We start from the raw sequence: 19,102 nt of genomic DNA, 5'->3' as shown, positions 1-19,102 counted from the left end.
TGGAATGAAAAAAGCGCTGATCACAGGGATTACCGGACAAGACGGGTCTTATCTGGCTGAGTTGCTGCTGTCCAAGGATTATGAGGTGTACGGGGTGCGTAGACGAACAAGCACACCGAACTTTGAAAATGTAGCGCATATCCAGAATGACATCCACTGGCTTTCCGGTGATATGACCGATCTGGCTTCACTGATCGAAGCCGTCCGTCAGTCCGACCCGGACGAGGTCTACAACTTGGCTGCTCAATCCTTCGTAGCAGCCTCATGGCCGCAGCCCTTGGCTACAGGGCAGATTACAGCGCTATCCGTCACCAATATGCTGGAAGCGGTTCGGATTGCCAAACCGGAAGCGCGCTTTTATCAGGCGTCAAGCAGCGAGATGTTCGGTAAGGTGCTGGAGACACCGCAGACGGAAACGACCCCGTTTTACCCACGTAGTCCTTACGGAGTCGCCAAAGTGTACGGCCATTGGATTACAGTGAACTACCGCGAAAGCTTTGATATGTTTGCTTGCTCCGGCATTTTGTTCAATCATGAATCGCCCCGCCGAGGGCTGGAATTTGTAACGCGCAAGGTGTCGGATGCTGTAGCTCGTATCAAGCTGGGGTTGCAGCAGGAGCTGCGCATGGGAAATTTGGATTCGCTGCGGGACTGGGGTTTTGCAGGGGATTATGTAAAGGCTATGTGGCTGATGCTTCAGCAGGATCAACCGGATGATTACGTCATTTCCACGGGAGAAATGCATTCTGTACGCGAACTGCTGCAAATTGCCTTTTCCCATGTAGGTTTAAATTATGAGGATTACGTCGTGATTGATCCTGAATTTGTCCGTCCGGCAGAGGTAGATCTATTGCTCGGCGATTGTGCCAAGGCGAAAGAAAAGCTGGGCTGGGGATTGGAAGTAGGCTTCGAGCAGCTTGTTCATATGATGGTGGATTCAGACTTGGAGCGGGTAAAAAGGCAGGCTGCGGTCGAAGCTTCTGTCGTCGTATAAAAGATGGAGAGGCCACCCGCCTGGCCGGGGGGTCTCTTCGTTGTACATGATTGTAGCTGCATCGACAGATCAGCAGGTTTTAAAGCTGTGCGCAAGGTCATTTTTCAAGATGGAGTAGAACCTATGACATTAGTCAAAAAACGCGCCAAACCGCGCAGAAGTTTGCTGGTGAATACATCCTGGCTGTTTGGTGACAAAATGATCCGCATGGTGTTCGGGCTGGCAGTTAGCATCATCATGGCGAGAGTGTTGGGACCAGAGGAACTGGGAAAGTGGAATTATGCGGAATCCTTTTTCGGGATGTTTCTGATTTTCACGACCCTTGGCTTTGATTCTATATTAGTACGCGATCTTGTCAAAGACCCCAAGGATGAGCACGAGCTATTGGGTACGGCGGTTCTGCTGAAGTTGTTAGGTACTTTGGTAGCCATTGTACTGTCCTATTCCTTCATTTCACTGCTCAGACCGGAAGACAGTTCGGTGCGGTTGATCAATCTGATCCTGGCCACGGCCTCGGTATTTCAGTTGTTTGATATCATCGACTACTGGTTCCGTGCGCAGATGTTGTCCAAATACACGGTCGTTGCCAAGAATACCGCCTTTGTCCTCGCCTCCACCGTCAAAATCATTCTGTTGTTGTCCGGTGTTCCGATATGGGTGGTGGCGTTGTGTGCTCATGGAGAGTTTCTGCTAGGGAGCCTGCTGCTGCTGTATTTCTTCCGTAAGGAAGGACGACGTGTGAACAGGTGGACGTTCCGCTTAACGACAGCTCGGCGAATTATGAATCACAGCTGGCCGCTTATTTTGTCCTCCTCCGCTGTATATGTACAGGCACGGATTGATCAGGTCATTATCGGTGAACTGTTGGGGGATGCGGCGGTCGGGCAATACTCCGTTGCACTCCGACTCATCGAAGTGCTGGGCTTCATTCCGGTTGTTTTAACGACGGCCTATGCCCCGGTGGTGACCCGCTCCAAGCAGAAAGGAAGCGACGAATACAGACAGACGTTGTCTAACGTGTATCGGCTGATGTTTATATGCTTTCTTGTGACTTCGGTTCCTTTATTTTTTCTATCCCAATGGGTAGTGGTTGTGTTGTATGGGAGAGAATTTACTGAAGCAGGTTCGCTGTTGTCACTGTTTGCGGTTCGTCTGTTTTTCACCAACTTCAGTGTCGCCAAAAGCTTGTTTATCACCAATGAAAATTTGTTCAAATACACGCTGCTGACTTCGGTAGTGGGTGCGGTTACGAATATCGCTTTTAATTACGCACTGATCCCGTTGCTTGGTGTCCGAGGGTCGTTAGTGGCGACGATCTTGTCCTTTACAATATCTGTATTTCTATTAGATTTGCTGTTTAAGGAAGTCAAAGCCAATTTGAGTTGGATGATGAAGTCCATCCTGACCTTCTGGCGTGTTCATATTACAGTACCGAAAGTTGGAGAGAACAATCATGATACCCATTAAACCGTTTGTTCGGCATGAGGAACAGTGCCCGCATTGTGGAGGTAAGGTACGTGGTCGAGAGGTGCTGTGGCAGGGAATCCACGTATGTGTCAGCACTGAGTGTGAGGATTGCGGACGTGAATATCTCGAGGACATGAGGGTCGGTCATGCCACGTATTCACCTTATCGTGTAGAAATGCCTGACTATATCCTGACCGGTGATGCGAAGTCGAGAAAATGGCTCGGAGAGCCTTTGCGGCAATCGTTGATGAATCCTTCCTATGATTTAGCAGTCGGCATGACCGTGCATAAAATGAAAGCTTCTACGCGCGTGATCATCGTCAACACAATGGATTATTTGTATGGCCATGCTTTGCTCAAACTGCTCAATGTGCAACGCGAATACGAGCAATCGCCTGACCTGGGTATCATCGTCATTGTGCAAAAGTCGCTGGAGTGGATGGTACCGACATATGTGTCTGAAATTTGGACGATCGATGTGCCATTCAGCAAGGCACGAAACTTTTATCCTGTGCTACATCATCGGATGATTGAGGAACTGATGCGTTTTGATGAGGTATATGTCAGCCCGGCCTATTCACATCCCAACCAGTTTGATATTGAGCAGTTTACAGGTGTCTCCCGTTATGACGAGGAACGTGAGACGGAGCCACGCATTACCTTCGTATGGAGGGAAGACCGCTTGTGGAGCGGCAGCCATCATATTGCAAGAGCGGTGCAGAAATTTCCGCAGCTCAAACGTGGGCTGAAACCGCTAATTTATCATCAGCGCAGCAAAATCATCCGGTTGTTCCGCAGGCTGAGAGAAAGCTTCCCCGATCATCGTTTTACAGTTGCTGGACTTGGGCGCACCGGCAGCTTCCCGGCATGGATTTCTGACGAGCGCGTCGCACGCTTCGACCGGGAAAGTGAGCTGCGGGTATGCGAGGTATACGCAGCCAGCCGATTAGTGATCGGCATTCACGGCTCCAATATGCTGCTGCCCTCTGCACATGCCGGCATGACCATTGATTTGATGCCCAAGGACCGATGGGGGAATTACGCCCAGGATATTTTATTTCACGAAACGGACCATCGGCTCACGGCCTACAAATACCGCTTTGTGCCGATGGAATCGAGCGTGGCTCTAGTAGCGGATATGGCAGCTGCTCAGCTCAAAGGGGCAGACCATTTTTCTATGCAGATGACAGAGGAAAGGCAGCGTGAGCATTCGGTTTGGAGGGGAGAGACCGCTTCGGGACGGGTTTAATCCTGGAGCGACTATTGTGGATGGAAGTCCGCTTCGGGACGGATTTGATCTTCCGATCGCTGTTGACGAGGGATTCCTTTGTTTGAATAAAGCCCTACAGAGGGCGGAATCCCACGTCAAAGGCGAACGCTGACGCTTCTCCAGATTCAAATCCTTACCCTCCGCTACCCACCGCCGCCAAAAAGAATTTCCCCCAGCCCATAAGGTGGGGGGGTAAGAGCCGCCTGGCGATAGCTTCGCCCTATCGACTCGAACTTCACGTCGGGCATGCATGCCCGTGTAGGGCACACTCAGCACAGTTCTCTGTCAGGATGACAGCGTTCGGTGGATAACAATCTGGGTAGGCGACAATCTAGCCATAGTTAAGGCCTCGTGGTCAGCCCAGCGTAGTAGCTCCATGCTGTTCAAACGTTTACTGCTTTTGCATCAGCATACAAGTTAGCGCAGTCAACGCTCTGCATGCATCCGTTCGCGTATATCCGCGCAGCGGGGGCACTTCTTGCGCAGCATTCCCTTTTTTAAAATAGGGTGACTTTATGGACCCGGCGGTCAGTAGCGGAGCGGTCCATTTGAATCTGAAGAAGCGCTAGCGTTCGCCTTTGCAGTGGGATTCTTACCTCGGAATGTTTTATATATCCAGGAATCCCACTGCAACAGCGATCGGAAGATCAAATGGAACGCGCAGCGTTCTCTGAACCCTCCGTGCTCCATAACTCATCCAATATGAAATGGCAGGAGCCCTGATGATGATTCAAAAAATATTGTATCTCCGCAATTTTGCCAGCAAGGTGAACGGGGACTCATACAATTTGCAGGAAGTCGGCTTAGGCAAAGCACTCGTTCGAAAAGGCTACGATTGCGATATTGTTTACTACAACGATCGTAAGGAAACCCATCTGGAACAGGTCTACCGTCACGAAGACTGCACCTTGCGCATTATCTGGCTCCACGGGTTTAAGTTCTTAAGCAACAGCATCTACAGAGATGTTCTCAAAGATTCTTTTCTGGCTGCTTATGATCTGGTCATTACTACAGAATACAACCAGATCATGACCTATCTGCTTTCCCGCAAATGTTCCGATAAGCTGGCGCTGTATCACGGCCCATACCGGGATAACACGCACGCGCTGATCCGCAAACTGTACGATGTTATGCTGCTGCCGAAGGTGGCAAAGTCTCTACGCCGTACCTATGTCAAATCCGATCTCGCCAAGCGCTATCTGGAGAATAAAGGCTTTGACAACGTGGTTACGATTGGGGTCGGACTGGATCGCAGCAAAGTGGAGAGAGAATTCAACAGTGACTCCAGTAACAACAGTGACGACATAAGCGGAGAACATGAGGAAAACCGTGAGGAAAACCATGAGGTCGCGAATGAGCTGCGTCGAATCGGAGATCGTCCGGTGCTGCTATATGTCGGTGTACTGGAGGAACGGAGAAATATACGTTTTATGCTGAGTACGTTCAAAAGGGTACTCCAAAAGCATCCTAGCTGCCTTTTGTTAATGGTCGGAAATGGACGGAAGACAGATACAGATCGCTATTGGGCATATGCTCATGAACTGGGGTTGACGGACAGCATTATACATTTTTCAAGAGTGGAGCAACGTCACCTGTGGCAGGTTTACGGAGCGGCGGATGTGATGCTGTTTCCGACCCAATACGATATTTTTGGCATGGTGCTGCTGGAAAGCATGCTGTTTCGCGTCCCAATTATCTCTTCGGTGAACGGTGGCTCGGTTACCTTGATTGAGGACGGAGTGAGCGGAGTGATGCTGAGAAGCTTTTCAGAAGAGGAATGGGCTGATCGAATAGGCGCTTTGCTGGACGATGCTGAGCTGAGACGAAATATGGCGGAGAAGGCGTTCCTTACGGTCGAGCGTATGTCGTGGGATCGCATTGTGGATGAAATAGTAAGCCATCAAGGGATCAAACCTACGAGTTCGAACCACGCTATGCAATCAACGCAGGAAAGAGGGGCCGCCACGTGAGCCAACAGGTCAGCAGACAGATGAGCCCTCCTGTGAGCAAGGTGCTGATCATCCATAACTTTTATCAGCAAAGCGGGGGAGAAGACAAGGTTGTCGAGCAAGAATCGGCTATGCTGCGTTCCAGAGGAATAGAGACAGAGCATTACTATGTGCATAACGACAGCATTCAAAGCAAAGGGCTGGCCAATATGGCAAAGCTGGCAGTAGAGGCGGCATGGTCCTTGCCGGAATTCAAAAGGATCAAGAAGCTGCTTTTGCGGGTGAAACCGGATGTGGTACATGTGCATAATTTTTTCCCGGTTATATCCCCTTCGGTCTATCATGCCTGTGAACGCCTGGGGATCCCGGTTGTCCAGACACTGCATAATTACAGGCTGATTTGTCCGGCGGCGACCTTTATGCGAGGGAATGAGGTTTGTGAAAAATGCCTGCACGGCACGCTGCTGCACTCCATCCGTCATGGATGTTACCGAGGCTCACAGCTTCAGACGATTCCGGTGGCGGCGATGATTAAGTTCAACGATCTAATCGGCACATGGAAGCACAAGGTAAGCCGATATATTGCCCTGACGGAGTTTGCACGAGATAAATTTGCAGAAAGCGGTATTCCGTTGGATCGTATCGCGGTAAAGCCGAATTTTATCCATCATAAAACGGTAAAAACCCAGTATGACCCGAATGATCGTTATCTGTTGTTTGTAGGGCGGATTTCAGCTGAAAAAGGGGTCCGCAATCTGCTGCAAGCCTGGACACAGCTACGGGACCGGGGTGGTTTGAGGCTGGTCATCATCGGAGATGGTCCGGAAAAGGCTGAACTGGCCGCTGCTTATCCGCAGGAGGATATTCGGTTTCTCGGCAAGCAGGATGGAGACACAGTGCTGGATTGCATGAGCCGGGCTATGTATGTCATGGTGCCTTCCATTTGGTATGAAGGCTTTCCCATGACGATTGTAGAGTCTTATTCTGTTGGAACCCCGGTATTATGCAGCCGGATCGGCGCACTGGAGGAAGTAGTGGAGGACGGGGTGACGGGTTTCCATTTTCAACATGATGATCTGGAAAATATAAAGACCGTGATTGGCTGTGCAGTAGCCTATGAAAACTATGCAGCAATGAGACAGAAGGTGTCGGAAAACTATGCTGCACGCTATACGGAAGAAGTGAATGTTGAGCAGCTGATGAATATATATAGCGAGGCAATGGAGGAGCGTGATTATGAAGCAGCTGCCCCAATATAGAGTTGGAAGAATTGCGGACGCAGATATTGCAGCGCTTACGTTTCAGGAGACAGTACACACGCTGGAACAATGGGCAGTCGGACGAAAGGACAGTTATGTATGTATTTGCAACACGCATTCCATTGTCACGGCCGGCAATCATCCCGAGTTCCACGAAGCGCTCACTCAAGCTGATTTGTGTACTCCGGATGGTATGCCGCTGGTATGGGCGCTCAAGCTGTACGGATTTGAGCGTCAGGATCGGGTAGATGGTCCCAGTCTGATGCTCAAGTTGTGCGAACGTGCGCCACAGACGAAGGTGAGTATATATTTTTACGGCAGTACGCCGGATACGCTGGATAGCTTACAAGAAAGGGTAAGACAGGATTACCCTGGAATCCGCATCGCGGGCAGCTTTTCACCGCCATTTCGTGAGCTTCAGCCAGATGAGGAGGAGCGGATCATTGATGAAATCAATGCGTCTGGCGCGCATATCATATTCGTCAGCTTAGGCTGCCCGAAGCAGGAAATATGGATGTATCGTAACAAAGATCGCATCCGTGGCGTGATGATTGGAGTAGGGGCGGCCTTTGACTATATCACTGGAAAGGTTCGTAGACCGCCGCTAACGGTACAAAAGCTGGGGCTGGAGTGGCTGTACCGTCTGATCTGCGAACCGAAGCGTTTATGGAAGAGGTATGCCTATAACAATCCGATGTATGTATACCGTTTTCTTAAATCTTATCGGCAAAACAAACGGCTTACGCTCTATCATAATCGGCATGCAGGTAGAGATATAGAGAAGTGAAGTTGGTAAAAGCATGATGCAATGAGACAGCATGTAAAAGGGGGAGTAGCTTTGAAGCTATGTGTAATTGGTGCCGGGTATGTCGGGCTGGTGTCGGGGGTCTGTTTTGCCGCACTTGGGAATACCGTCGTCTGTGTGGATCAAAATCAGGATAAAATTCGTCAGCTGCGTGCAGGAGGAGTGCCGATTTATGAACCGGGTTTAAAGGCCCTAATTAAAGATAATGTCGAGCAGGGCCGGCTGAGCTTTACAACAGATACGGCAGCTTCAGTGGAGGCAGCTGAAATTGTTATTTTGGCGGTCGGTACGCCTTCATTGCCAGGTGGGGAAGCAAACCTGTCCTATATTGAAGAAGCCGCATGCGAGGTGGCAGACGCCATGAATGGCTACAAAGTGATTGTCACTAAAAGCACGGTGCCTGTCGGAACGAACGAACGTATTCAAAACCTAATCGCTAGCCGCACGAACTATCCTTTTGGCGTGGCTTCAGTTCCTGAATTTTTACGCGAAGGCTCGGCAGTTATAGACACGCTACAGCCAGATCGCATCGTCATCGGAGCTTCCGACACGCATGTGGCCGCAGTGCTGACTGCACTGCACGAGCCGCTGACGACAAATATCCTAACCACAGATATCCGATCGGCGGAGATGATCAAGTACGCGTCCAATGCGTTTTTGGCGACCAAAATTTCGTTTATTAATGAGATTGCGAATATTTGTGAAAAGGTGGGCGCAGACGTTACGCGCGTGGCACACGGCATGGGGCTGGATCAGCGGATCGGTTCCTCCTTTTTGTCTGCTGGTATCGGCTATGGCGGTTCCTGTTTTCCCAAGGATACACAAGCTCTGATCCAAATTGCGGGCAACGTGGACTATGAATTTAAGCTGCTGAAATCCGTGGTGGAAGTGAATCAGGGACAACGTTTTAACGTAATTCGTAAGCTCAAAGAGGCACTGGGTGATCTGGAAGGAGCGACGATTGGCATATGGGGACTGGCATTTAAACCGAATACAGATGACGTAAGAGATGCCCCGGCGCTGGATATCATGCAGTCGCTGCTGGAGGCAGGGGCGCAAATTCGTGCATATGATCCGGTTGCTACCGCTAACTTCCGCAGATTGCTCGACAGCTCGGAAGTAACGTGGGCCGATAGCGCGCGGGAAGCGGCAGAGGGATGCGACGCACTGTGTCTATTGACGGAATGGGAGGAGTTTGGTGAGGTCGGGTTGGCTGAGCTGAACGAGCTTATGAAGTATCCCATTATGATTGACGGACGCAATGTGTACAGCGAAGAGCAAATCAGGAAATCCGCCTTTGCATACTATTCTGTCGGCAGGCCACAGATGAACAATCTGGATATAGATCGTCATCAGTCTGTAGTGAATCCGTAAAGGGGAGGCTGCGTATGAAACGATGGCTGAAGATGACATTGGGGGCTGCTGCGTTATTGGTCGTAGGGGCTGCTGCCTACACCGCTTATGTGTATCATTCCTTTAAAACGGCGGCAAATGCGATGTATCATCCGCGCAGCATCGTGCAGCCTGGGGCGGTCTCTACCCTTGCAACGGGCGGAGCAGGGCGATCCGTAGGTACAGACACTGGATCAAGTACACCCAATCCTGCAGCCATCTCCCAGTTCAAGCCGTTCACCGTGCTGGTTCTGGGCGTAGATCAGCGGCCCCGCGATCCGGGACGATCGGATACGATGATCGTCCTGTCTGTTAATCCCGCCGAAGGATCTATGTTGATGTTCAACATTCCACGTGATACGCGAACAGAGCTGATCGGCAGGGGGCGTGAGGACAAAATCAATCACGCTTTTGCTTTTGGGGGCGTGGATATGTCGATCCGTACGGTAGAGCATTTTTTGAACCATCCGATAGATTACTATGTACAGATGAACATGGAAGGGTTTGCGAAAATGGTCGACCTTGTGGGGGGCGTCGAGGTTCATAATCCACTTGAATTTCAGTATGAGGGCCATCATTTTGCGCAGGGTAATTTGAACTTGAACGGGGCTGAAGCGTTGGCCTATGCCCGTATGCGTTTTGATGATCCGCGTGGGGATCTCGGGAGAAATGCCCGCCAGCGGGAGCTGCTCAAGCAAATTCTTGCCCAGTCCATCAGCACGGAGGGGCTGTTGAGGGTAAAACCGATACTGGAGGCAGCGGGGGAGCAGATTCGCACAGACATTACCTTTGACGATATGAAGACCTTCCTGACTCGGATCGGCCCGTCCCTCCAGCAGATCGATACCGTTGAGTTGAAGGGACATGGGAGTAAAATCAACGGAGTGTATTATTACATTGTGGATGGGCAGGAACGACAGCGTATCCATGGAGTGCTAGAGAAGCATATGCTCACCACTGCCATATCACCTTAGGTAATCCTTATACAGGCGGGTGTCCTTTAGGGAGGTCACCCGTTATTCTCTTCTAAAGTCTTCTATTCCCTTCTAAATAAGGCTTGTCCCACATACATCTGTAGAGTATTCAGTATAGTCCAACAGAGGGAGGGACAATGTGTGCTGTTTAGAAGGAGAGCGGCTTCGGCGTTCGTCCGTAAGCTGCTGAATTTTGCAATCATATGTGGATTGTTATGGCTACTGTGGCTGGGACTGCGTGGGGTGATGTCTACAGGTGAGGGTGATCAAGCGGTAGAAGCGTTGAACGAGTTTTACACGATGGAGCAATCGGGAAATTTCGGAGGCTCATGGGAGCTTTTTCATTCGCAGATGAAGAAGAAATTCGAGAAGTCCACGTATGTACAGCAGCGTGCGCACGTTTTTATGCAGGATATGGGGACGGATACGTTCACGTTTGAACTGGGGGAGCCGCAGGCTGAATATGACATTCGTACCGATCAGAATGGAGAAGAGTTAGGGAAGGTCTACCGTATTACGGTCACTCAGCATTACAAGACCCGATTCGGTACTTTTGATATCGTACAGCCTTGTTATGTGACGCAGGAAGATGAGGAGTGGAGGGTACTTTGGATGTACAAGGAAAAGGAATAGAGGTTGCGTGGTGTTTCTAAAAGGTTAAATATGGTACAATACTTCCAAAACCGGAAATGTACAGTAAAATTGATGACAGCTTCACTCCGGATGGAAGGAGTTTCATAGCATGCAGCAAGCGACAGGACAGGTTCCCGTCATACGTATGGAGGGTGTGAGTAAAATCATTTCCTCAAAAGCGATCGTGGACGATCTGACGCTGGAGGTTCCGGCGGGGCAGGTATTTGGTTTCCTCGGACCCAACGGTGCGGGAAAAACGACCACCATCCGTATGATGGTTGGCCTGATTTCGATCAGCAAGGGCGATATTCATATTTGTGGAGACAGCATCAATACCGATTTTGAAAAGGCCGTTTCCCATGTCGGCGCGATTGTTGAGAACCCGGAGATGTACAAATTTTTGACAGGCTATCAAAATTTGCAGCATTTTGCGCGAATGTCTCCGGGGGTGACCAAAGAGCGTGTGGATGAGGCGATTCGCCTGGTAGGACTCGGAAACCGAATTCACGATAAAGTAAAAACCTACTCGCTCGGGATGCGGCAGCGACTCGGGGTAGCTCAGGCGATTTTGCATCGACCGAAGCTGCTCGTGCTGGACGAGCCGACCAACGGCCTGGACCCGCAGGGTATTCGTGAACTGCGGGATTATTTACGTCAATTGACTCGTAAGGAAGGAATTACCGTATTCGTATCAAGTCATTTGTTGTCCGAGATGGAGCTGATGTGCGACCGTGTGGCCATTATTCAGAGCGGACGGCTGGTTGATATCAAGCAGCTGAAGAATACAGGGGAAGAAGTGCAGACGGCGGAAATTGCTTTTGAAGTAAATGATGCCGAGCAAGCTTATGCGCTTGCTGGAGCAGGGCGCGTCGAAGGCAATCAACTACTGCTTCACCTGGAGCGGGAACAGATCGCAGAGATGAACAGCCTGCTGGCTGCAAATGGAGTCAAGGTGTATGCGATTCGCCCGGTTTCCCGTACGTTGGAAGATCAATTTTTGGAAGTGACGGGAGGCGGGTCCATTGGCTGATTTCTTTAAGCTGGTACATAACGAGAATCTTAAAATCTACTTGCGTGTGCGCACATGGATTATGCTAGGGCTGCTGGCGGTCATCACCGCTGTGATTCCGATGCTGATTTCTCTGGTTTCCGATCAGGTCAGTGTGTGGGATGGGATTGCGTTGACGACGTTGTTTACATTTTTCCTCAATACGACGTTTACGGTCATTGTAGCCGCTGATTCGGTGGCCGGCGAATTTACATGGGGGACTATCAAGCTACTGCTCATCCGACCTTGGACCCGTAGTAAAATTCTGTTGTCCAAGTATATATCCGTTATTTTGTTCAGTTTGCTTGGAACGTTCATTTTGATCTTGATGGTTACACTGTCCTCATGGCTGATGTTATCCAAGGATGCACCAGCGGGTTCTGTTCCGCTGTTCAGTGATCCGATATCTTACGTAACGCTGAACTTCTTGTATAGCTATATCGCCTTATTCGTGACGATGGCCTTTGCCTTTATGCTGTCCGCTGTTTTCCGTTCCAGTGCCTTAGCGATTGGGCTGTCGCTGTTCATGATGTTCACCAAAACGGTCTATAATTCCATTGGCTTGTTTAACACAGATCGTTTTACATGGACTCAATACGTACTTTTTACACATATGGATCTGAAAAAATATCTAGACATGCCGCCGGGTACGGTAAGCTCTGGTCTAACCTTTTCGCTCACCGTGCTGGCCGCCTATTATGTGGTTTTTATCGCAATTGCCTGGGTTGTTTTCGTAAAACGGGATGTTTCAACCTAAATCCGTGTGCCCTAGAGTAACACAAAGGACGTTCAAATGCCTAGCATTTGGACGTCCTTTTGCTATTTCAGGATTTTGCAAATCCTCATTTAACACTATTTTATCCTGTATCTATGTCGTTTTTGCTACACATCCTGCATGCGGGGGTATATTGTAATCTATTTTCAGCAAGAATCAATCAATAGGGTCGTTTTGCGTTTAAAGAAGTAGAGAGAAACAGAATAGAGGGGGCCGCATGATATGCTGCAAAACAATCGTTTTTTTCGTCTGACTACAGGTATCGTCATGCTATTACTCATCATTTACTTGGGCACCAAAGTAAGTTTTATATTCAGCCCTCTCGTATCCTTGGTCAGCTTGCTGGTTGTACCGTTGATGCTGTCTTTTTTCCTCTACTATTTATTGAGGCCGATCGTAGATGTAATGGAACGGAGAAAAATCAAACGATCCATCTCCATATTGCTGATTTATTTGGTCATTGGAGTGTTATTGTTTGTTTTCTCATGGGGTGTATGGCCTACGCTGCGTGATCAGGTAACCAATTTATTTGAAAATGCGCCGAAGCTCATTAAAAGTCTGGTTGATCAATTGAGCCAATGGCGGCATAATCAATCCTTGAGACAAGTGCTGCCTCCGGGTGAAGATCCGCTGTCACAACTGTCAGATACGTTGAACGAAGCCTTATCAGCTCTGTCTGATTATTCGGTCAAGCTGGTATCGTTCGTGTCCTACTTTTTTATCGTATTGGCTACCTTTCCAATTTTGCTCTATTACATGCTGAAGGAAGGGAGCAAGTTTAGCCCCAAAATGCTAAACTTCTTTCCTAAAAAATATCACAAGGACGCCCTGGAGGTTATGGAAGATATTGATAGCGCGCTCAGCAGCTTTATCGTCAGTCGGGTGCTGATCAATGTCGCGTTGGGTGTGATGATGTTCCTTGGATTTTTGATTATAGGTTTGCCTTATGCCTTGCTGCTCGCCGTCATTTCGATTTTTCTTAATTTTATTCCCTATGTGGGAGCAGTAGCAGCTTCTATACCAGTAGTTATCATTGGATTTCTCGAATCACCTTCCATGGCGCTCTGGTCGCTGGTCGTTGTGATCGCTGCACAGCAAATTCAGGATAATTGGCTTTCGCCTATTGTTTTTGGCAAGCAGCTGGATATTCATCCGTTGACGGTCGTCATTTTACTGCTGGTTGGTGGTGACCTGCTCGGGATCCTGGGCATCATTTTGGTTATTCCATTGTATATGTGCGGCAAAATCGTCATACGCAAGGTGTACCATTTATTTTTGGAACGCAGAGTGGAGGATATCATGGAATGAATGGAGGATGTACTGGATTAAAAGAAGTACAAGCCGGATTTTATCCCGCTTCTGATTGCAGGGAGGTTTGGCTGTTCTCCTTGTTATTACTGAAACTGGATTGGGTTTCATCGTTTGAATCATCCGTAGAAGCTGACGACTCTGCTTCCTTTGTTCTGTTCATTTGACTCGTGCCGTCCAGTACGCCGCCTTCAGAAATGACTAATACGGCGGTCGCCGTATTTCCGTACAGTTCGCCTGTCGGCGTAATGGTCAGCTGTCCTTCTGTGGTGATGCTGCCGAACACCTTACCGGCAAGTATGACGTCCCGTGCGATGATGTCCGAACGTACAACAGCAGATTCTCCAATGACGACAGTACGAGTGCTGTGGATATCACCCCGAAAATGACCGTCAATCCGAATATTGGCCTCTGCCTCAACCGTACCCTCAAAGCTGGTGCCGTTAGCGAGCAGTGTATCCGTAGCTGGGGCAGAGAGCTTTCTTTTGGATTCCTTGAACATGATGGTTTTCCCCCAATCCTTTATTGTACATACAGTAATGGATCGACAGGCTGGTTATGCTTGACGATCTGAAAATGAAGATGAGGTCCTGTGCTTCTCCCGGTACTTCCCAGCAGACCGATGGTCTGTCCTTTGTGGACACGGTCCCCCGGAGCCACCTGCATACCGCTCAGGTGCATATACCAGCTCTGGAGTCCATCAGGATGCTGGATGATAATACACTTGCCGCGTGCTCCGCTAGAAGCGGCCTCCAGGACGGTGCCTGCCCCTGCCGCGTAGACGGGATCACCGGTTTGTCCGGCAATGTCCACGCCTGAATGGAAGGCGGATCTTCCCGTAAATGGGTCGCTGCGATAGCCGAAGCTGGAGGTCATTCTCCGCGAACCTACAGGCCAAACGGAGGGTTTCCCTTGCTCGGCAAGTGCCAGCCTGCGGGTCTGGAGTAGCTGCGCGGCTTGTTTGCGCTCCAGGTTCTGCTGTACGGCATTCGCCTGCTGAATAGAGCGGGGAACCGTACGTTCCACCGTGTCCAGCAGAGATTCGATCTCCTGAAAATCATCCATAGCCTGGCGGGTTAGGAGGGCTGTATTTTCATGCACTGCGATCAGTTCTCCCCCGGTATGGCCGGAAGCATCCCGGGAGAGGGGAGTCATGGTCGTTTTATGGTTACTTGTGGCAGATGAGTTTCCGTGTTTACGAATGAATTGCTGCATTTGCTGTTCCAGCTCCGTTACGCGCTGGAGGCGTTCACGAATACTGGTGGCTTGATTCGTCAGCTCCATGACTTCCTGCCGTAGTCGCCCGATGGCTGCATCCTTGTCCGCTACCGTAACCTCCATCTGCAAACTCTGGACAGCAAGATTCGTTTCCATTTGGGAAATAATATGGGAAGAACGGATTTGCAGCCCGATCACGAGTGTAGAGATAGACGCGATCACAAGGGTCGGGACGAGAATGACAGCGGCTGTAGAGCATTGTAGCTGCTTGGGCGGTTGCTGTGCATCCCGAATGACAAGCAGGGTCATCCGGCGATTTAGGCTTCCTTTTTTCATAATCGCTCCTTTCCGGACATCGCTCCTATAGTGCTTGGTTACTATCTATTCAGCTTAAGAGGCAAACATGTCAAAAAAATTGGAGCTTAGTATAAAACGTAGATATACAAGGAGGCTTAGATATGCTGTGGTTGCTGTTGGTTTTAATTATTTTTATTTTTCAGACCGGGACGATCCTGCTCTTTGAATTTCGCAAGCCGTCCAAAGCGGTAGCCTGGCTTTTTATTTTGTTCTGCTTCCCGCTCATTGGCTTTGTCGTGTACTACTTTGTTGCACAGGATTATCAGAAGCGCAAAGTGGTTCGAAAAGGGGGATCACAGCTGTTTCGTGAATTCCGTGAGCGTCTGTGGGCGCAATCCAAGGTGATTGAACATGTGGAGCAAATGCACAATCCCCATTTCATGCATCAGGAGCGTCTGTTTAACCAGTTAATTCGTATGTCGGAAAATCCGTTGACTGGATGCAACCGCACACGTGTACTGACGAACGGGGAGGAAACCTTCGAGGCCATGCTGACAGCGATGGAACATGCACAACATCATATCCATGTGGAGTTTTACATATTTCGGGCAGACGAAATCGGAAAAAAGTTTCAAGAGGTCATGATCCGTAAGGCACGTGAGGGAGTAAAAGTACGATTCGTTGTGGACGGTGTAGGGAGCTACAATTTGCCCTATTCGTTTATTCGCACCTGTAGTGAGGCAGGGGTGGAATTTCATTATTTTCTACCACCGTTTTTCGCCACGCTGGATCGCCGGATTAACTACCGTAATCACCGTAAAATCGTGGTGGTGGACGGAAAGATCGGATTTGTGGGGGGAATCAATGTAGGCGACGATTATCTCGGTAAATACCCCAAAGTGGGATTTTGGCGGGATACGCATTTACAGATTGAAGGAGATAGCGTCTATTTTCTGCAAAATGTGTTTCTTAGCGACTGGAAGCTGGCCTCGGGGGAGAGGCTGATGGATGTGAATTTATTTCCGCCGCATACCTGCACCGGAGATGAGGAGGTACAGATTTTGAGCAGCGGCCCTGATCAGGTATGGGATACGATTCAGGAAATGTGCTTTGGAGCGCTCACGGTTGCCAAAAAGCGGATCTGGATTACAACGCCATATTTTATTCCTGATCCGGGGATTTACGAGGCGCTTAAGCTGGCGGCGGTCAGTGGTGTCGATGTAAAGATTATTATTCCATATCAATCGGATTCGAAGCTGGTTCATCTGGCGTCTCTATCCTATGTTCAAGAATTGCTGGAGGCGGGGGTGGGGTTCTACCAATATCGAAAAGGATTTATTCACGCCAAAGTCGTGATAGTGGATGATTTACTTGGCTCGGTCGGGACCGCCAATATTGACATGCGGAGCTTTTTCTATAATTTTGAGTTAACCGCTGTTCTCTTTGCACGGTCAGCATTGGAACGGCTTTCGGCAGATTTTGAAGAGGACATTTCTAACTCCTTGCGCATAGATTTGGACGTGTTCCGCAAACGCTCTCGATCTCAGAAAACAGCTGAAATTCTAACTCGCATGCTCTCTCCGCTCCTTTAAAGGCGATTTTCGGCGTTTTTATCAATATAATCCCTCTTTATTGTGATTTATGTGCTTTTTACTAACTTTTTTACGCAAAATCACAGTTTTATGATATACTATTCATATAACACAAGCGCCGTAAAGGAGAGGGGACTGCGGATAGCAGCCCCTTTTTCGGTCCAATATACCATACTGTAACGGGGGGATTTATATATGAGTGTAGTAAGCAAGGAAGTCCAAAATCTGTCTGAGATCACAGATGTGACCGGAGAGTTGACCAAGATCAGCAAAATACCAGCCAATCCTAAAAATAAAGCAAAACGCCTATTCCAGCGTGCGACCATGATTATTTTTGGAGCGGCGCTCATGGCAGTGGGATTGGAAATATTCCTGGTTCCTAACGGCGTTATCGACGGGGGCGTCACAGGTATTTCCATTATGGCCTCCAAGATTACTGGCTACCCGCTCGGCATTTTCCTGACCCTGTTGAACCTTCCCTTTTTGATTATCGGCTACAAGCAAATCGGTAAAACCTTCGCTTTATGCACATTATTCGGCATTATCGTTATGTCCATCGGAACCGCGTTACTTCACAATGTAAGTGCATTGACTCCTGGCGAACCACTGCTGGGCGCTATCTTTGGGGGTGTCATTCTCGGCGTTGGGGTGGGTCTTGTCATTCGGTCCGGCGGCTCGCTGGATGGAACAGAGATCGTAGCTATTCTCGTCAGTGAAAAAACTCCTTTTTCGGTCGGTGAGATCGTACTGTTTGTTAACATCTTTATTCTGGGAAGTGCAGGTTTTGTATTCGGTTGGCCGAATGCCCTGTATTCCATGATTGCTTATTATATTGCTATGAAAATGATTGATATTACGATTGAGGGTCTGGATCAGTCCAAATCGGTCTGGATTATTAGTGATAAATACCGCGATATCGGGGATGCCCTGACGGATCGTCTTGGACGGGGCGTAACTTATCTGGAAGGTGAAGGCGGCTTTACGGGCGAAAGCAAGAAAGTGATTTTCGTCGTCATTACCCGACTGGAGGAAGCGAAGCTGAAGAGCATCGTTGAAGATTGGGACCCGCACGCCTTCATTGCGATCGGTAACATTCACGATGTGAAGGGCGGACGTTTTAAGAAAAAAGGAATACACTAGCGCAAGGGGACAATTTCTCAGCCTATGCTATGGCTGCGGAGTTCGTCCCCTTTTTTGTTCTTCAAAGCATTGGTCAGGATGGATGTGCCTTGGTGCGCATATGCTTGAGGATATCCTCTACGGGCTGGGGAGGAACCTGGTCGATCAAGTCGCCTACCTGGTTTAGCCGTTCCTCAATATTCAGCAAATGGTAGTCAAGTGGTGATACATCTTGCCGTACCTCTTCCCATGTTAGCGGGGTGGAGACCGTAGCGCCGGGGCGTGCCCGTGGAGTATAAGGAGCGGCCAGGGTTTTCCCCTGATAATGCTGCAAATAATCAAAATAGATGGCTGTCCCACGATCCTTCTTTAATCGTTCCAGTGTGAACAGATGCGGATATTTTTCTGTTACGAACTGTCCGACTAATAGCCCGATGCTGCGAAGCTCGTCAAAGGTTACGCCTGTACGGATCGGGACAATAATTTGTACACCCGTGGCCCCGGAAGTTTTGGGGACGGAGTCCAATCCAAGCGAAGCCAGTACTTCCCCGACAATGGAGGCTGCCTCCATAATACGTGGCTCGACTTCTCTGGATGGATCAAGGTCAATCATCCATTCACAGGGCAGCTTGCTTCCTGCTTCATGCAGGGAGGGGTGGAATTCCAACGCAGCTTGATTACCGAGCCAGAGCAGTTGTGGCAGCTTGCCGAGCACGATATATTCAATACCATCATGCAGAGCGGTTTCAATATAGTCCGGCCGAGGACGTGGGGCATTTTTCTGATAAAAAAAATCCCCGTGGATACCATGTGGCCAACGGATGACAGTCAGTAGGCGATGATGGCAATATTTGAGCAGGAAGGGAGCCAATACAGCGAGCTTGCGAAGATATAGTGCCTTAGTCACGCCTGCTTCGGGCCACAGTGGTTTATCCGGATTTGTGATAGGAATTTCCTGACCTTCAATTGTAATGGTACCTTTAACAGCTTGTCCCATAGCGC

General features: G+C 49.3%; 17 protein-coding genes. 14 read left to right on the top strand and 3 right to left on the bottom strand.

The genetic code is table 11. The annotated features are described in order from the left end of the window. Positions 1-4 precede the first annotated feature (4 nt). From gmd to AC6EJC_RS04755, 12 genes are all read left to right on the top strand, one after another. Positions 5-994 carry a GDP-mannose 4,6-dehydratase gene (gene gmd / locus AC6EJC_RS04810; protein ID WP_103048916.1) on the top strand — a complete coding sequence of 330 codons (990 nt, stop codon included), beginning with the start codon at positions 5-7 and terminating at the stop codon, positions 992-994. A 123-nt stretch (positions 995-1,117) separates the two neighbouring features. Beyond that, positions 1,118-2,461 (top strand): flippase, encoded by a 1,344-nt coding sequence (locus AC6EJC_RS04805; RefSeq protein ID WP_444952972.1) that lies wholly within the window; start codon positions 1,118-1,120, stop codon positions 2,459-2,461. Further along, the gene (locus AC6EJC_RS04800; protein WP_444952971.1) at positions 2,448-3,710 is read left to right on the top strand and encodes a hypothetical protein; all 1,263 of its coding nucleotides are present in this window, start codon (positions 2,448-2,450) and stop codon (positions 3,708-3,710) included. The genes AC6EJC_RS04805 and AC6EJC_RS04800 overlap by 14 nt, the downstream gene beginning before the upstream one ends. 746 nt (positions 3,711-4,456) lie before the next feature. Then, complete coding sequence (locus tag AC6EJC_RS04795; RefSeq protein WP_444953176.1) at positions 4,457-5,701, top strand: glycosyltransferase family 4 protein; 1,245 nt, start codon at positions 4,457-4,459, stop codon at positions 5,699-5,701. Further along, positions 5,698-6,939 (top strand): glycosyltransferase family 4 protein, encoded by a 1,242-nt coding sequence (locus AC6EJC_RS04790; RefSeq protein ID WP_444952970.1) that lies wholly within the window; start codon positions 5,698-5,700, stop codon positions 6,937-6,939. Before AC6EJC_RS04795 ends, AC6EJC_RS04790 begins: the two co-directional genes overlap by 4 nt. Then, positions 6,917-7,726, top strand: coding sequence for a WecB/TagA/CpsF family glycosyltransferase (locus tag AC6EJC_RS04785; RefSeq protein WP_444952969.1), 810 nt, complete (start codon positions 6,917-6,919; stop codon positions 7,724-7,726). The genes AC6EJC_RS04790 and AC6EJC_RS04785 overlap by 23 nt, the downstream gene beginning before the upstream one ends. 51 nt (positions 7,727-7,777) lie before the next feature. Next, positions 7,778-9,118, top strand: coding sequence for a UDP-glucose dehydrogenase family protein (locus AC6EJC_RS04780; protein ID WP_444952968.1), 1,341 nt, complete (start codon positions 7,778-7,780; stop codon positions 9,116-9,118). A gap of 14 nt (positions 9,119-9,132) precedes the next feature. Beyond that, positions 9,133-10,110: an LCP family glycopolymer transferase gene (locus tag AC6EJC_RS04775; protein WP_444952967.1), complete on the top strand. Its 978-nt coding sequence runs from the start codon at positions 9,133-9,135 to the stop codon at positions 10,108-10,110. 141 nt (positions 10,111-10,251) lie between these two features. Next, positions 10,252-10,743, top strand: a complete 492-nt coding sequence (locus tag AC6EJC_RS04770) for a hypothetical protein (RefSeq protein ID WP_444952966.1) — start codon at positions 10,252-10,254, stop codon at positions 10,741-10,743. Positions 10,744-10,852: 109 nt separating this feature from the next. Continuing rightward, positions 10,853-11,773, top strand: a complete 921-nt coding sequence (locus AC6EJC_RS04765) for an ABC transporter ATP-binding protein (RefSeq protein ID WP_444952965.1) — start codon at positions 10,853-10,855, stop codon at positions 11,771-11,773. Next, positions 11,766-12,548 (top strand): ABC transporter permease, encoded by a 783-nt coding sequence (locus AC6EJC_RS04760; protein WP_444952964.1) that lies wholly within the window; start codon positions 11,766-11,768, stop codon positions 12,546-12,548. Before AC6EJC_RS04765 ends, AC6EJC_RS04760 begins: the two co-directional genes overlap by 8 nt. A 240-nt stretch (positions 12,549-12,788) precedes the next feature. Further along, positions 12,789-13,874 carry an AI-2E family transporter gene (locus tag AC6EJC_RS04755; protein WP_444952963.1) on the top strand — a complete coding sequence of 362 codons (1,086 nt, stop codon included), beginning with the start codon at positions 12,789-12,791 and terminating at the stop codon, positions 13,872-13,874. A gap of 40 nt (positions 13,875-13,914) precedes the next feature. Here the strand turns inward: AC6EJC_RS04755 and AC6EJC_RS04750 are convergent, their stop codons facing one another. Next, a complete protein-coding gene (locus tag AC6EJC_RS04750) occupies positions 13,915-14,376 on the bottom strand; it encodes a bactofilin family protein (RefSeq protein WP_444952962.1) in 462 nt (153 codons plus the stop codon). 20 nt (positions 14,377-14,396) lie between these two features. Beyond that, entirely contained in the window at positions 14,397-15,428 is a 1,032-nt protein-coding gene (locus tag AC6EJC_RS04745; RefSeq protein WP_444952961.1) for a M23 family metallopeptidase, read from the bottom strand. 122 nt (positions 15,429-15,550) lie between these two features. Between AC6EJC_RS04745 and cls the strand changes: the two genes are divergently transcribed. Both cls and AC6EJC_RS04735 read left to right on the top strand, forming a co-directional pair. Beyond that, on the top strand, positions 15,551-16,981 hold the full coding sequence (cls, locus tag AC6EJC_RS04740) for a cardiolipin synthase (RefSeq protein ID WP_444952960.1): 1,431 nt from the start codon (positions 15,551-15,553) through the stop codon (positions 16,979-16,981). Between the two features lie 195 nt (positions 16,982-17,176). After that, complete coding sequence (locus AC6EJC_RS04735) at positions 17,177-18,121, top strand: YitT family protein (protein ID WP_444952959.1); 945 nt, start codon at positions 17,177-17,179, stop codon at positions 18,119-18,121. 73 nt (positions 18,122-18,194) lie between these two features. Here AC6EJC_RS04735 and ligD read toward each other — a convergent pair whose 3' ends face one another. After that, complete coding sequence (gene ligD / locus AC6EJC_RS04730; RefSeq protein ID WP_444952958.1) at positions 18,195-19,097, bottom strand: non-homologous end-joining DNA ligase; 903 nt, start codon at positions 19,095-19,097, stop codon at positions 18,195-18,197. Positions 19,098-19,102 lie beyond the last annotated feature (5 nt).

It is taken from the genome of Paenibacillus sp. TY11, from assembly GCF_059772165.1.
This window is presented reverse-complemented; position numbering and strand designations above follow the sequence as displayed.